16 protein-coding genes are annotated in these 14,684 nt (G+C 69.6%); 11 read left to right on the top strand and 5 right to left on the bottom strand.

Annotated elements, in window-relative coordinates; translation table 11 throughout:
• The first annotated feature begins 75 nt into the window (after nt 1-75).
• The 5 genes from OG534_RS32685 to OG534_RS32665 all read left to right on the top strand — a co-directional run bounded on the left by OG534_RS32685 (nt 76) and on the right by OG534_RS32665 (nt 3,187).
• A complete protein-coding gene (locus OG534_RS32685) occupies nt 76-402 on the top strand; it encodes a PadR family transcriptional regulator (protein WP_214346405.1) in 327 nt (108 codons plus the stop codon).
• Nucleotides 399-755: a DUF1048 domain-containing protein gene (locus OG534_RS32680; protein WP_326592885.1), complete on the top strand. Its 357-nt coding sequence runs from the start codon at nt 399-401 to the stop codon at nt 753-755. Before OG534_RS32685 ends, OG534_RS32680 begins: the two co-directional genes overlap by 4 nt.
• A gap of 1 nt (nt 756) precedes the next feature.
• Nucleotides 757-1,083, top strand: a complete 327-nt coding sequence (locus OG534_RS32675) for a DUF1048 domain-containing protein (protein WP_326592883.1) — start codon at nt 757-759, stop codon at nt 1,081-1,083.
• Nucleotides 1,084-1,412: 329 nt separating this feature from the next.
• Nucleotides 1,413-2,399, top strand: coding sequence for an ATP-binding cassette domain-containing protein (locus tag OG534_RS32670; protein ID WP_326592881.1), 987 nt, complete (start codon nt 1,413-1,415; stop codon nt 2,397-2,399).
• Nucleotides 2,396-3,187, top strand: a complete 792-nt coding sequence (locus OG534_RS32665) for an ABC transporter permease (protein ID WP_326592879.1) — start codon at nt 2,396-2,398, stop codon at nt 3,185-3,187. The genes OG534_RS32670 and OG534_RS32665 overlap by 4 nt, the downstream gene beginning before the upstream one ends.
• A 387-nt stretch (nt 3,188-3,574) precedes the next feature.
• Here the strand turns inward: OG534_RS32665 and OG534_RS32660 are convergent, their stop codons facing one another.
• Nucleotides 3,575-4,090 (bottom strand): universal stress protein, encoded by a 516-nt coding sequence (locus tag OG534_RS32660; protein ID WP_326592877.1) that lies wholly within the window; start codon nt 4,088-4,090, stop codon nt 3,575-3,577.
• A 148-nt stretch (nt 4,091-4,238) separates the two neighbouring features.
• Between OG534_RS32660 and OG534_RS38770 the strand changes: the two genes are divergently transcribed.
• A protein-coding gene (locus OG534_RS38770; protein WP_442807180.1) for an IS630 family transposase occupies nt 4,239-5,323 on the top strand; the annotation gives its coding sequence in 2 pieces (ribosomal slippage) (nt 4,239-4,692 and nt 4,692-5,323; 1,086 coding nt in all).
• A gap of 64 nt (nt 5,324-5,387) precedes the next feature.
• Here the strand turns inward: OG534_RS38770 and OG534_RS32645 are convergent.
• Nucleotides 5,388-7,868 (bottom strand): sensor histidine kinase, encoded by a 2,481-nt coding sequence (locus tag OG534_RS32645; RefSeq protein WP_326592873.1) that lies wholly within the window; start codon nt 7,866-7,868, stop codon nt 5,388-5,390.
• 176 nt (nt 7,869-8,044) lie between these two features.
• Nucleotides 8,045-8,332, bottom strand: a complete 288-nt coding sequence (locus tag OG534_RS32640) for a hypothetical protein (protein WP_326592871.1) — start codon at nt 8,330-8,332, stop codon at nt 8,045-8,047.
• A 54-nt stretch (nt 8,333-8,386) separates the two neighbouring features.
• Between OG534_RS32640 and OG534_RS32635 the strand changes: the two genes are divergently transcribed.
• Nucleotides 8,387-9,118, top strand: a complete 732-nt coding sequence (locus OG534_RS32635; RefSeq protein ID WP_326592869.1) for a MerR family transcriptional regulator — start codon at nt 8,387-8,389, stop codon at nt 9,116-9,118.
• 15 nt (nt 9,119-9,133) lie between these two features.
• Here the strand turns inward: OG534_RS32635 and OG534_RS32630 are convergent, their stop codons facing one another.
• The gene (locus OG534_RS32630; protein WP_326592867.1) at nt 9,134-9,457 is read right to left on the bottom strand and encodes a hypothetical protein; all 324 of its coding nucleotides are present in this window, start codon (nt 9,455-9,457) and stop codon (nt 9,134-9,136) included.
• Nucleotides 9,458-10,173: 716 nt separating this feature from the next.
• On the opposite strand from OG534_RS32630, the gene OG534_RS32625 reads away from it, so the two are divergent.
• From OG534_RS32625 to OG534_RS32610, 4 genes are all read left to right on the top strand, one after another.
• Nucleotides 10,174-10,980 carry an SDR family NAD(P)-dependent oxidoreductase gene (locus OG534_RS32625; RefSeq protein ID WP_326592866.1) on the top strand — a complete coding sequence of 269 codons (807 nt, stop codon included), beginning with the start codon at nt 10,174-10,176 and terminating at the stop codon, nt 10,978-10,980.
• A gap of 160 nt (nt 10,981-11,140) precedes the next feature.
• Nucleotides 11,141-11,917: a GNAT family N-acetyltransferase gene (locus OG534_RS32620; protein ID WP_326592864.1), complete on the top strand. Its 777-nt coding sequence runs from the start codon at nt 11,141-11,143 to the stop codon at nt 11,915-11,917.
• A 17-nt stretch (nt 11,918-11,934) separates the two neighbouring features.
• On the top strand, nt 11,935-12,762 hold the full coding sequence (locus OG534_RS32615; protein WP_326592862.1) for an alpha/beta fold hydrolase: 828 nt from the start codon (nt 11,935-11,937) through the stop codon (nt 12,760-12,762).
• Nucleotides 12,759-13,121 carry a hypothetical protein gene (locus OG534_RS32610; RefSeq protein ID WP_326592860.1) on the top strand — a complete coding sequence of 121 codons (363 nt, stop codon included), beginning with the start codon at nt 12,759-12,761 and terminating at the stop codon, nt 13,119-13,121. The genes OG534_RS32615 and OG534_RS32610 overlap by 4 nt, the downstream gene beginning before the upstream one ends.
• Before the next feature lie 9 nt (nt 13,122-13,130).
• Here OG534_RS32610 and OG534_RS32605 read toward each other — a convergent pair whose 3' ends face one another.
• On the bottom strand, nt 13,131-14,438 hold the full coding sequence (locus OG534_RS32605) for a hypothetical protein (protein ID WP_326592858.1): 1,308 nt from the start codon (nt 14,436-14,438) through the stop codon (nt 13,131-13,133).
• Between the last annotated feature and the right edge of the window lie 246 nt (nt 14,439-14,684).

Below are 14,684 nucleotides of genomic sequence, written 5' to 3'. Positions count from 1 at the left end.
TCCACTACTCGGTGATACCGTATAGCTGTACTCGGTACTACGCAGTACCGATGACGCCGAGGAGGAAGACTTGAGATGGACGACCTGACGGAGATGCTGAAGGGCACGCTCGAAGGGTGCGTGCTCGAGATCATCGACCGCGAGGAGACCTACGGGTACGCCATCACCCGTCAGCTGAACGAGCTGGGCTTCACCGACGTCATCGAGGGGACGGTGTACACCATCTTGCTGCGGCTGGAGAGGAACGGACTCGTCCAGGTGACGAAGCGACCATCCGGGGTCGGTCCCCCGCGCAAGTTCTACGCGCTCAACGACGCGGGCCGCGAGGAGCTCGCGAAATTCTGGGCGAAATGGCAGTACGTCTCATCACGCATCGACAAGCTCAAGGAGGGCGGGCGATGAACTTCTGGGAGACCATCACAGGCAGCGATCTCACCAGGGAATGGAAGGCGTTCGAAGCCCGGGCCGCCGCCCTGCCGGGTGACTACCGGGCCGCGTGGGAACAGATCAAGGTCGACCTCCTCCCCCACGGGGACTTCACCGGCCGCAACCTGATGCCGATCCTCGACGCCGCCCTGGGACTGCTCGAAGAAACAGCGGCGGACGGGCAGAGCGTCCAGGAGGTGCTCGGCGACGATATCCGAGGCTTCTGCACGGCACTGGCCGGCGGCGAAGGGGCCCGCACCTATCGCGACCGCTGGCGCGAGCAGTTGAACAGGAACGTCGCCAGGAAATTGAGCAGGCTGGGAGGCTGACATGGGCATCCAGGACATCATCGAGGGCAAGAAGCAGTGGCGGGCGCACACGGCTCGGGTCAAAGCCCTTCCACCGGACTACCAGATCGTCTACAAGGAAATGCAGAAGTACCTGTTCAAGGTCGGACCGATCGACCTGCCTGATGGGCCCCTGCTCCCCGGGATCGTCGACTTCTTCGAGGAGGGCGTCGCCGCGGGCAAGGGCGTCTTGCAACTCACCGGCAGCGACGTCGCCGCGTTCTGTGACGACCTGATCAAGGACTCTCCCACGTATGCGGACGCCTACCAGGAATCCCTCAACAGGGAACCCGGCACGGCCGGGAAGTAGCCTCCACCGCTCACGTCAGTGGGCATAGCACGCAGGGCTCATCGCTTCGGCGCGGCGCGAACACATGCGGTCCGTCCGACCACCAGAGTCCGCCGCAGATCCTGCCCACCGAGGTGGCCGAGCAGCCCCGGCGAGGCCCGAATCAGCCCTGCCGACGCAGGCAACACCGTCGACGGTCAGGTCTCCGCGGCAGGGCGATCGTCACCCTGCCCAAGACGACGTGGCAAGACTGACGTGCCGTCACAGACGTTCGCTTGAGCCGAATTCCGAAACAGCATCCCCCTGCGCCTCCTGCCTTCGAAAGGGAAGTCGCCATGCCTTCATTTGTCATGCCCACATCCAACCGGGCGGACGGTCGCCCGTCGCCGACCGCTGTCTCCGCCGTCGGACTACGCAAGTCCTACGGCGAAAAGCTCGTCCTCGACGGTATCGATCTGCACATCCCGGCCGGGTCCGTGTTCGCGCTGCTCGGCCCGAACGGCGCCGGCAAGACCACCGCCGTGAAGATCCTGTCCACGCTCATCACCGCCGACGCCGGCGAGCTGCACGTCGGCGGGCACGACCTGGCCGCCGACCCGCAGGCGGTGCGGGCCGCGATCGGTGTCACAGGGCAGTTCTCCGCCGTCGACGGCCTGATCACCGGCGAGGAGAACATGCTCCTCATGGCGGACCTGCACCATCTGTCCAAGAAGGAAGGGCGGCGGGTCGGCCGCGAACTCCTTGAGCGCTTCGACCTGGTGGAGGTGGCGAAGAAGCCCGCCTCCACCTACTCCGGGGGCATGAAGCGCCGCCTCGACCTCGCGATGACGCTGGTCGGCAGCCCGCGGATCATCTTCCTCGATGAGCCGACGACAGGGCTCGACCCCCGGTCCCGCCACAACATGTGGAGCATCATCCGCGGCCTCGTCTCCGACGGCGTGACCGTCTTCCTTACCACCCAGTACCTGGAGGAGGCCGACGAACTGGCCGACCGCATCGCTGTGTTGAACGACAGCAAGATCGCCGCCGAGGGCACCGCCGAAGAGCTCAAGCGGCTCATCCCGGGCGGGCACGTCCGGCTCCGCTTCACCGACCCGGTCGCGTACCAGTCCGCCGCTGACGCCCTGCGCGAGGTCACCCGGGACGACGAGGCACTCTCGCTGTCCATCCCCAGCGACGGGAGTCAGCGCGAACTGCGCTCCGTTCTCGACCGGCTCGACTCCGCCGGCATCGAGGCGGACGAACTGACCGTTCATACCCCGGACCTCGACGATGTGTTCTTCGCCCTGACCGGCCCGGCCGACGTCCCCAACCAGCCTAAGGAGACAGCCCGATGAGCGCCCTCTCTCTCGCTGTACGCGACTCCAACACGATGTTGCGCCGCAACCTGCTGCACGCGCGGCGCTACCCGTCAGGGACCCTGAACCTGCTGCTCACGCCGATCATGATGCTGCTGCTCTTCGTCTACATCTTCGGCGACGTGATGAGCGCGGGCATCGGTGGCGGCGGCGCCGACCGTTCCGACTACATCGCCTACATCGTCCCGGGCTTGCTGCTGATGACCATCGGCAGCACCGTGATCGGGGCCGCGGTGTACGTCTCCATGGATATGACCGAGGGCCTCATCGCGCGCTTCCGCACGATGGCGGTCTACCGCCCTTCGGTACTCATCGGGCACGTCGTCGGCAGCGTGCTGCAATCCGTCATGAGCGTGGTCCTCGTCGGCGCCGTCGGAGTGGCCATCGGCTTCCGCTCCACGGACGCGACCGTCGTGGAGTGGCTGGCAGCATTCGGGCTCATCGTGCTCTTCGCCCTGGCGCTGACCTGGATCGCGGTCGGCATGGGTCTGGCCAGCCCGAACCCCGAGGCGGCCAGCAACATGGCCATGCCGCTGATCCTCCTCCCCCTCATCTCCAGCGCGTTCATCCCGGCCGACACCATGCCCGGCTGGTTCCAGCCGATCGCCGAGTACCAGCCCTTCACCCCCGCCATCGAGACCCTGCGCGGCCTCCTCCTCGGCACCGAGATCGGCCATAACGGCTGGATCGCGATCGCCTGGTGCGTCGGCCTGACCGCGCTCGGCTACCGCTGGTCGACCGCGCAGTTCAACCGCGACGCGAAATGAGTGGGCGGGCTGCTCCAGCAGCCCGTCCCGCTCCAGTGGCGTACCCCGACTCCGCGTCGACGTACGCTGCCCGGGCCGCGTCCCCGGCCTGCCAGGCCGGGGACGCGGCCTTCGTAGGCTGTAACTCCCTTAGCAGACTGAGCCGTTCGGCAGGCACGAGCAACTGCACCGCGGAAGGACCGCCACCTGGAGCGCCTGCCGCCCGCGCGGCGGGAAGACCGCGACGACATACGACACGCCGCGCCTTCGTTCTCATCGCCGCGTTGCGCGATGAGAACGAAGTTCTGGTGCCCTCCGAGCGCGGCCCCGCCCGCGGGTGGACTCATGGCCCGGCGCCCGCCTCGCTGCCCGCGCAGCCCAAGGCCAGCGACTGCGGCCGCCTGGGGCTCAGGAAGCCAGCTCCCTCGGGTCCAGCGGAATTCTCCAGAGGTTGCGACGGTGCACGGACTCCAGCTCGGCTTGGAGCGGGGACGGCGGGACCACCAGGACAGGGCAGGCAGCGTGGGCGAGGCAGTATCGGGCCACCGAGGGACGGACGAGTCGGCGCAGCGGGGCGCGGGACCCCGTACCGACCACGAGGAGGTCCTCCGGGTCACGTGCGACATCCACGAGGACCGCGCCCGGGGTCCCGCGTACCGTGAGCCCGGCGAGGGTGACACCGGGTTTCACGGCGCTGAAGGCCGTATCGAGGTACTCACGCAGCCTTTCGACGGCGGCGGCCCGGCATTCCCCCCAAGCGGAGGGCCCGAGGCCGTTGCGGCTCCCGAGTTCATTGCCCGGTGACTGCCAGGCCAGGACGGCCCACAGCTCCGCATCGCGCAGGCGGGCTTCCGCTGCCGCCCGGTGCAGCGCGGCCAGACTCCCCGGTGCTCCGCTCACACCGACCACCACGACTCTGCTCACGGCCTCGTACCTCTCCTCCGGATCCGCTGGCTCCCATGGAAAGGCATCAGAAGGAGACGCGGTGGGGTTGCTGATGGTCTTCTACTGACCTTGAAGTCGTCTTGTCGTAGGGGCTGACGGTTGCTGATTGTCGCGGTATGCCGGAGGTATGAGGTATCCGCAGGGTGGGGGTCTGACCGCGGAGAGGCAAGCGTTCCGTGAGCGGGTCCGAATGGAAGCGGTCGGTATGTTCGCCGATGGGCGGGGCAGTACGGAGATCGCGAAGGAGTTACGGGTCAGTGTCCGGTCGGTCCAGCGGTGGCGTCGGGCCTGGCGGGAGGCCGGTCAGGACGCGGTTCGTTCCCGTGGCCCGGCGTCCCGGCCGAAGTTGAGCGACGTGCTGTTCGCCGTGCTTGAGGAGGAGTTGGCCAAAGGTCCGGTCGCCCATGGGTGGCCGGATCAGCGGTGGACGCTGGCCAGGATCAAGACGCTGATCGGCCGGAGGTTCCACAAGAGCATGACGTTGTCGGGGATCTCGCAGATGCTGCGGAGGCACGGTTGGAGCCATCAGGTTCCGGCCCGTCGTGCCGTCGAGCGGGACGAGGCGGCGGTGGCCGGCTGGGTGAAGGAGGTGTGGCCGCACCTGGAACCATCGCGGCGGCGCTCGGGGCCTGGCTCGTCTTCGAGGACGAGGCAGGATTCTCGATGACGCCGCCGACCTCCCGCACCTGGGGCAAACGCGGCAGCACACCGGTCATTCGGGTGAGAGGCCGTTCCCAACGCCGCTTCTCCATCGCCGCTCTGTGCTGCTACAAGGCCGGCGAACGCTCTCGCCTGATCTACCGGCCCAAACGGCATACCGACCACAAGAGCGGCGGCCGCAAGAGCTTCGCCTGGACCGAGTACCGCGACCTCCTCATCGCAGCCCACCAGCAGTTGGACGGGCCGATCGTCCTCATCTGGGACAACTTGAACGTCCACAAGGACCGCCGGATGCGGGCCTTCATCGACGCGCAGGACTGGATCACCGCCTACCACCTGCCGCCCTATGCACCCGACCTCAACCCCGTGGAAGGCATCTGGTCGGTTCTGCGCCGGACCAGCCAGGCCAACACCGTTTTCACCGACCCCGACCACCTCATCCGCCGGCTACGACACGGCCTCCGCCAAATCCAATACCGCGGCGACATCATCAACGGATGCCTCTCCGCGACCGGCCTCACACTCACGACACCACGCCTACAACCTCAGTAACGCGGAGATCCCCAACCATGACGGGGTTCTGATGCCTCCCGGCACCAGCCGCGAGTGATCCGCTTCAGGCAGTCGTGGTCCTGGGGGCCGCTGCCGGAAGGGTGAGCTTGACCTCGAACCCGGCGCCGGAAACACCGGGTTCGAGCGTTCCCCCCATGGTTTCCACGAGGTCGCGGGACATCCGCAGGGTCAGGCCGTGAACCGTGCGGCCCGGGCGCGTCCCCGGCGTCATGCCCTCCGCTCCGTCCGTCAGACGGATCTCCACGATGCCGGGCCGAGTTTCGGCCGTCAGCAGCGCGGTCCGGTCCGGCGGGCTGTGCCGCTGGGCCTCGGCCGCCAGCGCGGTCAGGACCCGGGTGAGTACCGCCGCGTCGGCGATCACGTCAGGGAGCTGCTCCGGCAGGCTGCAGCGGACCGTACGCCCCCCGGGGCCGAGGGCGTCGAGAACGGCGGTCAGCACTTCATCGAGGTCGAGCGGGCGCAGGTACAGGTCGAGCGCTCCGGCATGCAGACGGCTGATGGCGTCGAGGTCCGAGACAAGCTGAACGGCGTGGCCCACCGACGACCGGGCCGTGTCGAGGAGGCGGTTCTGTTCCGGGCTCGCGAGGAGGTTGTGGAGGCTGACGAGGGCCTCGTCCGCGGCGTGCAGCGGGCCCCGCAGGTCGCGGCTCGCGGTCAGGAGCAGTGAGGCCCGGGTGTGCTCGGCTTCGGCACGGAGGCGGGATTCCGCATCGTGCGCGACGAGTCGGCCTTGGGAGTACGCCATGCCCAACTGCGCCGCACACACCCCGAGAACCCGCTGGTCGTCGCTGCTCAGCGGGCGTCCTCGGGCTGCCAACGTGAGGTCGTCACCGACAGGGCTTTCCACGTCGGCGGCGTACGGGCGCTCGGGCGGATCGGTGCCGGTGCTGGCGACGACGTACCAACGAGGCTCGGCGGGACGCGCCGTATCTCGTTCCAGCAGGCTCACCGCGTCCAGACCGAAGTCCTCCCGTACCTGTTCGAGCAGGGTCGGCAGGTCCTGGCCGTGCATCATGGCGGTGGCCAGCCGGCTCAGCGCCCGTGCCTCGGCGCTCGCGCGGACGGCCTGGTACGTGCGGCGCGCGGCCGTGCCCGCGGCCGTCCCGACAATGGCGGCCGTGACGACGTACACCACCAGCGCGAGGACGTCGGACAGGCGCTCGACGCGCAGTGAGTGGACGGGCGGGGTGAAGTAGTAGTCGGCGAGCAGTCCTGCGGCGAATGCGGCCAGCAGCGCGGGTACGAGGCCCCCGACCAGGGCGATCACGACGACGGCGAGCAGGTAGAGCACCAGGGCGAGGGCGAGGTCCACGGGCTCGCCCAGGAGGACCAGCACGGCGGTCAGGCCCGGGAGCGTGATCGCCGCGAGCAGCATCGCCGTCCAGAAGCGCCGGGGGCCGGTGGCGCGGCTCGGGTGCGGCAGCCGCAGGGCGGAGGACTCCCCGGCGGCGTGCTCGTGGGTGATCACGAGTACGTCGATGGGGCCGGACCGCCGGATCGTCCGGTGCCCCACACTGCCCTGGAGGAACGTGGACAGCCTGCCGCGACGGCCGGCGCCCAGCACGATCTGCGTGACGTTCTCGGCCTCCGCGAACTGGAGCAGCGCCTCGGGGATCTCGTCGCCGGTGGTCTGGTGGTAGCTGCCGCCCAGCGACTCCACCAGGGCCCGTTGGGCGGCGAGGGCGGCCGGATCGCCGTGGGTGAGGCCGTCGCTCGGTACGACGTGCAGGGCCAGCAGCTCACTGCCGGGGACTCGGGCGCTGATCCGGGCGGCGCGGCGGATGAGGGTGTCGCCCTCGGGTCCGCCGGTGAGGGCGACCATGATGCGCTCGCGGGTCTCCCAGGGGGTGGTGATGCCGTGTTCGGCGCGGTAGCGCTGCAGTCCTTCCTCGACGCGGTCGGCGAGCCAGAGCAGGGCGAGTTCGCGTAGGGCGGTGAGGTTGCCGACGCGGAAGTAGTGGGTGAGGGCGGCCTCGATGCGGTCCGACGGGTAGATCTCGCCGTGCAGCATGCGCCGGCGCAGCAGCTCGGGCGGCAGGTCGACCAGTTCGATCTGGTCCGCGCGGCGTGCCACCTCGTCGGGCAGGGTCTCGCGCTGTGGCACCCCGGTGATCTGCCGGACCACGTCGCCCAGGGACTCCAGGTGCTGGACGTTGAGCGTGGTGACGACGTCGATCCCCGCGTCCAGGAGTTCCTCGACGTCCTGCCACCGCTTGGCGTTGCGGGAGCCGGGCACATTGGTGTGGGCCAGTTCGTCGACCAGAGCGACCTGCGGACGGCGGGCGAGCACCCCGTCCAGATCCATCTCCGTGAAGGTCGCCCCGCGGTACTCCCTGGTCCGCCGGGGAACGATCTCCAGCCCCTCGGCGAGGGCGGCGGTGGGCCGTCGCCCGTGCGGCTCGACGAAGCCAACGACCACCTCGGCGCCGGCCGCGGCCAGCCGCTGCCCCTCCTGGAGCATGGCGTACGTCTTCCCCACCCCCGGGGCGGCCCCGAGGTAGATCCTCAATCGCCCACGCGCCATGGTCTGGTTCCTGCCCGGTCGTCACGCCTTCGGCCTCCCCTCCATCGTGCTCCGCCGTGACCGCCTCCGCGCTCTGTCACGCGGGGCTCGGGGCCGCTCCGGCACTCGCCCTCCAGAAGACGGCATCGATGCCTCCCCACGTGGAGCGGCGGCCTGGACTTCGTCCGGTTTGATCCTCAGCGCCGATGCCCTTCGGTCGGTGCGTTCAGCAGTCGGTCCAGCTCCTGCCCGGCCTCGTCGTACCCGGCGTCGGAGATCCGTTGCAGCTCGCGCAGGTCGCCGGAAGCAGCCGCACGTCGAGTGAGTAGGAACCCTGCGTGCATGCATCCCTCGTCCAACAGCTCGCTCAGCTCGTCGAGGTCGCCGGCTGCGTCGGCGAGGTCGGCCAGCCGGTCCAAGGCCGTTTCATTGCCCTCGTCGGCCAGCTCGCGCAGTGTCTCCCGATCAATCTTCATGTTCGCCATGACACCATCCTGCAACCCTGCCCCAGGGGAAGGGTCAAGTGTGAGGATGGCCGGGTGATCACCATCGGGCAGCTGGCCAGGTACGTCGGCGTGTCGATCAAGACCATCCGCGTCTATCACGACAAAGGGCTGCTACCCGAGCCCGACCGCGATGCGTCCGGCTACCGGCGGTACGGCGCGCAGGACGCCATCGAACTGATCAAGATCCGGACGCTCGCCGAAGCCGGCGTCTCCCTGGCCCGTATCCGGGACCTGAGATCGGCAACCGACGAGGAGCTCCAGCAGGCGCTGCGCGAGATCGACGACGAGCTCACCGCCCGCATCCGTGGCCTGCGGACAGCACGGGTCCGCCTGCGCCGGCTCGCCGCCGGGCATCCGGCGCTCCTGCCCACCGAAGTCGGTGACCATCTGGAGCACCTGGCCCAGTGGGGATTCACACCTCGATGGGTGGACCTGCAACGCGACCTGTGGATCCTCATGTTCGCCACCCACCCGGACAGGGCGCTCGCCCTGTTCCACGACCAAACCGAGAGCCTGGCCAACCCGGCGCTACGGCAGCTCTTCCTCGACTACGACCACGCACACGACCTCGACGCGGACGATCCCCGCATCGACGACCTCGCCCGCCGGATCACCCAGGCGACTCGGGAACGCTACGGATCCGACGAACTGCCTGGCCTGGATGCACCCTCCGAGATCCCCGCCCTCGTCCAGGACACGGTCAACGCCACGTCCCCGGCATGGCAGCGACTCGACACACTCATCCGCACACAACTGGGCGCATAGCTCGACGTCTACGGATCAGGCCCGCGTCGGTGTACCGCTGCCCTCCCGTCCGCCACCGGCGAGCTGACCCACCATCATCACGATGAGGCCGGCGACCAGAATCGCGCCGCCGGTCAGGGTGCCCCAGTGGCGGGTCCCGGCATCGCTGATCACCAGCCCGAAGAGCACTTGCCAGCACAACGCGAGGGCCGCCACCAACTGGCCGAGGCCGTAGAGGCGAGGGCTGCGGACGTGGCGCCGGTTCATGGGGAGCACCCAGCCACGGGTGAGCGCCGCCATTCCGGATGCGGCGACGAGCAGAGCGATGAGAACCAGAGATGCGGCGAGGCACAGCTTCACGATTCTCTCTCCTGCACGCCGGACCCGCGCCGCACGCGAGCGTGATCATGGCACTTGGCGCACCCCACGTCCACAGGCTTCGCCGCGGGTCCCGTGATCGGCCGGACACGTCCTGAACGATCAGGCAGACCACGTGAGCCGCCGGCCCCGGAATCCCCACCCCGGGAGCCGGACGGCTCATGTGTTGTGCGACGGGTAAGCGGCACGCGGTGCGTCGGCCCGGCCCCCCACGGCCCGGGCCTTGCGTCCTTCGGCGGAGTTCAGGTCACACGCCTCCAGCCGCGCGCCACGGACCGTCATCCCGGTCCGTCGCCGCATCAGTCTCTCCCGTCGAAACAGCCCTGCCGGCACTCCTTGACGCCTTCCTTCCGCGCAGCGATCGATCTTGATGCGCCCCTGATGGCGCGTACCAAGGCAGCGTCAAGGGCGCGTTCAGAAGCTTGTCTCCGCAGGTCGGATGCGCTGGGATGGGGTCATGAACAGCGGTCCGCGTTACGACGACCGGCCACCGAATCAGGTGCCGCCGGCAGCGCCCGCTGTCCGCCTGGCTGTCTGACTTCGGCCGCGCGTCGTTCGCGTACCTGCCACCACCGCCTGAAGGGCGCTGTTCGGGGCACCATACGCATCCCCTCCTTCACCGCATGAGCTGAACCCGTGCCCCCGCGTCCCGCCGGGGCGACAGGCAGGTCAGCCATGCCCGTTTCCAGGAATCCGACATGCCTTCATCCCTGTCCGGACGTACCGTCCTCGTCACCGGCGCCACCTCCGGCATCGGCTACGAGACTGCCCGCCAGCTCGCAGAGCGCGGCGTCACCGTCCTCCTGCACGGCCGCACCCCCGATGAGGCGCAGGCCGCCACCGACCGGCTGATCACCACCGCCGGCATCAACGGCTCCTCCCTGCGGCCGCTCGCCGCCGACTTCGCCCACCTCGACGAAGTCGAGAGCCTGGCCTACGCGGTCGTACGCGAGCACCCGCGTCTCGACGTGCTCGTCAACAACGCCGCCATTGCCGCGCCCGAGCGCCACACCGTCACGGCCGACGGCAACGAGATCGCCTTCCAGGTCAACTTCCTCTCCCACTACCTGCTGACGAACCTGCTGGAGCCAGCGCTGACCTCCGACCCCGGTGGCCGGGTCGTCAACGTCTCCTCCTCGCTCCACCGCACCGCCACGATCATGTGGAACGACCCGCAGCATCTCCGTCGATACTCCCGCCTCGCCGCCTACGCGCAGTCGCAGCTGGCCCTGACCGTCTTCGCCGCGGACCCTCGCGTCACCGCGGTCTCCGTCAACCCGGGCATTTGCGACACCGGGCTCCTCCCGCTGTACGGGAACGAGGGCGCGCCGGCCTCCGAGGGGGCGCAGCACGTCGTACGGCTCTGCGACCCGGCCACCGAGATCGTCAACGGCGCCTACTACGACCGCTCCGAGCACGTCACGCCGGCCGCGGCCGCCACCGACGACCGGACCGTCAAGCGCCTCAACAAGCTCGCCGACCTCCTCGTCGGCCACACCGCCTGAAGGGATCCACAGCCATGTCCAAGCGCGCACGCAAGAAGAGGGCCCGCCGCAAGAAGGGCTCCAACCACGGCAGCAAGCCCTCCTGCTAGCCATCAGCCCACCCCGTGGGGCGGCCCTCCGCCAGGGCCGCCCCACCTTCATGCCCCCGCAAGGAAGCACCGTGATCAATCTGCCCTCCCACCGACTTCCGGGCCTCGTCCGCTGGTTCCCTGTCGGCGCACCGGGCTCGGGCGCCCTGACCGAGCACGTACTGACCACCGAGGCCGGCCGCTGGTGGGTGGACCGGGTCATCCAGCCACGTGTCATCGCCGCCGAATGCGGGGACCACGTACTGCTGCTCGGGGACCCGCAAGCGCTGACACCCCAGGACCTGGCGCACTTCGCCCACCGGTACATCGAGGCACCCGGCCACTTCCGGCCGCTGATCGGGGCCGCGTTCGACCGCGTCGTGCCCTGGCAGCGCACGGTGTACGTCAAGCGCACCACGGCGCCGGCCGCACCGCGCCCGAGGGGGATCACGCTACGACGGCTGACCGCTCAGGACGCCCGGGCGCTCAGCACCCTGTCTCCCGCGATGCACCGGATCCACCGCACCTGGGGCGGCCCCAACGCGCTTGCCCGTTCCGGTTACGCCTGGGCAGCGTTCCGTAACGGCCGCATCGTGGCCGTGGCCTGCACGTATTTCCTCGGCACCGTCTACGAGGACATCGCCTGCGTCTCCGTGCCCGACCCCCGCCTTCAGCACCTCGCGCTCGCCTGTGTCGACGCCCTGTGCTCGGACATAGCCACCCGCCGCCGCACCCCCAGCTGGACCTGCTCCGTGGGCAACCGGGCCGGTCGCCTGCTCGCCTCCAGTGCGGGATTCCGCGCCGAACGCGAGTACGGTCACTACGCGGTCGGCGCTCCTGCCGCCACCGAAAGAGTGGCAGCGGGATGAGGGGCGATACTCGCCCGATGGACTCCATCTACCGCAGTGCGGCGGGCCGGGAGCACATCCACCGCTGGTGCACCGACCGGCTCGACGCGTGGCCCGTGCCGCACGAGCGGTCTCAGGTGACCGCCAACGGAGCGCTGACCCACCTGGTGACCGCCGGCTCCGGCCCGACCACGGTCGTCTTCGTCCCGGGGACGAACTTCAACGCCGCCGCGTCCCTGCCCCTGGCCACTGCCGTGACCGCGGCCGGACACCGGCTCGTCATGGCGGACGTCCCCGGGCAGCCCGGCCTCAGCTCCGAGAAGCGCACGATCTCGGGCGTCCGCCTCCCCTGGTACGGCACCTGGCTGAGCGAGGTACTCGAGACGGCCGTGGCGGGGCCCGCGGTGGTGATCGGCCATTCCTTCGGCGCCGCCATCGCACTCTCCAGCCCGTCACCACGCATCGACCGGCTCGTCCTCGTCTCCCCTGGGGGACTGGGCCGGCTACGCCTGGCCCCCGGCCTGCTGGCCGCCTCAGCCGCCTGGTTCATGCGGCCGACCCCAGCCCGCAGCACCCGGCTCCTGCAGGCCATGCTCGCGCCCGGCCACCAGCCGCGCGCGGAACTGGTGGAGTGGATGACGCTGGTCGCGCGTCACTCCCGCTCCAGCGGAGCCCCCGGGACGGCCGACCTGCCCTCGCGAGCGGTTCCCCGACTGGTCGCCACCGGCGTGCACGACACGTTCCTGCCACCGCGACGATTCGCCCCTGTCGTCCGCGCAACGCTCGGTACCGGCCTGCACGTCATCCCCGACGCCGGCCACCTCGTCGTCGAGGAACACCCCGACCGTCTGGCGGCCCTCGTATGAGCCGGAACCCCGGCCACGACGGCCACGACGGCCTGCCCGCCATCGCCGTCCTCGGCGGGTGGCATGAGCTCGCCGTTCGGGGACTCGCTCTGGAAGCCGACTCGTTCAGCATCAGCTACATCGTCACCCCGACGCTGCCGCAGTCCGTACTGCTCGCCCTCGACGCGGAGGACGACCTCGGCAACACGTACGTGGACTGGGGCGGCGTCTACGACACTAGCCCGGACCGCCGCCGCACCCAGGGCACCATCACCGCCCGCCCTGCACCCCCGCCCACCGCACGCCATCTCCAGGCAAGGCTCACCTTCCTCAGGGACGGCGAGGAGTTCCCGTACGACCTCTCCCTGGACCTGTCCTGAAGCGGGGCCCTACCTGAACTCGGCCAGCCGGGGGCGCAGGCCGAGGAGGGTCAACCCGGCCACGAGCAGCAGCGCCGCGCCGGCCGCCGGGGCCAGCGTGGTCAGCGCCTCGCGTCCCTTGTGGACGGCCCGGTCGAAGTACCGCTGGTTGATGGCGGTGACCTGGTCCAAGGCCTTCATCCATTCCCCGAAGTGGGCGTTGGACGTGTCGGGCGCCCAGCCGACGCAGAACACCGTGGCCTCCTGCGTCTTCCCCTCGGTCACCAGCCGCCGGAAGGTCCGGTCATCGCGCTGGTAGACGGCGTACGCCTCGACGGTCTTCTCGGCGGCGTCCCGCTCCCCCGCGAAGGTGATGTTGTCCAGCTCGCGCCGGTACTCCCCGGTGAACTGCTTGTCGCTGTTGTTCTTCCGGTACGCGGCCCAGGTCTCGTCGAGTCGGCGGTCGTAGGTGGCGAGTCCGGCGCCCGCGAACCCGTACAGCTGCTGTGACTTGTCGAGGAAGGACCGCTCGTACCTGGGCCGGCGGTCGGGGTCCAAGAGGTAGCGGCTCTCGTCCGCGTTGGCGTCGTAGCCGATCGCCTTGGACCGCGACAGTGCGATGACTGAGTCGAACGAGTCCCGTCGAGCCACCTTCATCTGCTCGTAGTTGATCGCGAGCAGTTGCCCACCACACAGCACTGCGACGACCGCGCAGAGGGTGGCGGCGATCAGTCCCGGGTTGAAGACCCTGTGGAAGCGGCGGGCGAGACCGATCTGGAGCAGGACGAGCGCTGCGACCAGCAATACCCCGAGGACGGCTTCAGCGGTCCGCTGCACCGTGAGGTCGCTCCTCGCCGCATCGTACTGCCGCTCGTACACGTCGTTGTTGGCGTCGACGAGCTTGCGTGCCTCCGGCAGCAGCCGGTCTGCGAGAAGGTCGGTCGCGGCGCGGTAGTCCTCCCGGGCGGCGTCCTTCCCGCCGGGGTGGCTGTCGTTCTCCAGCGCCCGCCCGATCAGCTCCTGGTAGTGCGCGAAGTCGTCGGTGAGCCTCACGACGGTCGCCTCTGTGGCCGGGTCGCCCTCCGAGGCGGCGCCGAGCGTGCGCAGCGAGCTGCTGATGGTCTGCTGAGCGTCCTTGTAGAAGCCGTTGGCCTTCGTGTAGGACTCGTCCAGGCGGCCCGTGCCGGAGCCCGAATCACCACTGGAGAGGAGGATGTTGGCGGCCTGCGCGTCCATGTCGTTGAGCGCGAGGTTGAGCTGGGTCGCGGAGATGGTGCGGGGCACGTCACGCTGCGCCGTCTGGTTCCAGCCGGCGGCCGCTCCAGTCGCCGCGACCACGAGCAGAATCAGCAGCCCCGTGGCGAGGAAGTACGCACGCCGCGCGGGCGAGGCGCAGCCGGCCGGGCAGGGTGCCCCAGTAGCGATCGGCGAGCCGACGGGTCGGCCGGGCGATCCACACAGTGAGGGGAGTCCGTCGCCGCGCCCTTCCTCCCTCCGGTTCGTCTCCTTCACCCGATCCAGTGGCCATCCAGCCTGGAACGTCCGGTACGGGGATCTCCGCGGAAGATTCCGGGGCCCCCGCTC

Origin of the sequence: Streptomyces sp. NBC_01294, from assembly GCF_035917235.1 — a bacterium.
GTDB classification, from domain to species: Bacteria; Actinomycetota; Actinomycetes; order Streptomycetales; family Streptomycetaceae; genus Streptomyces; species Streptomyces caledonius.
Note: the sequence above shows the minus strand (reverse complement) of the source record. Positions and strands in the feature narration are given on the sequence as shown.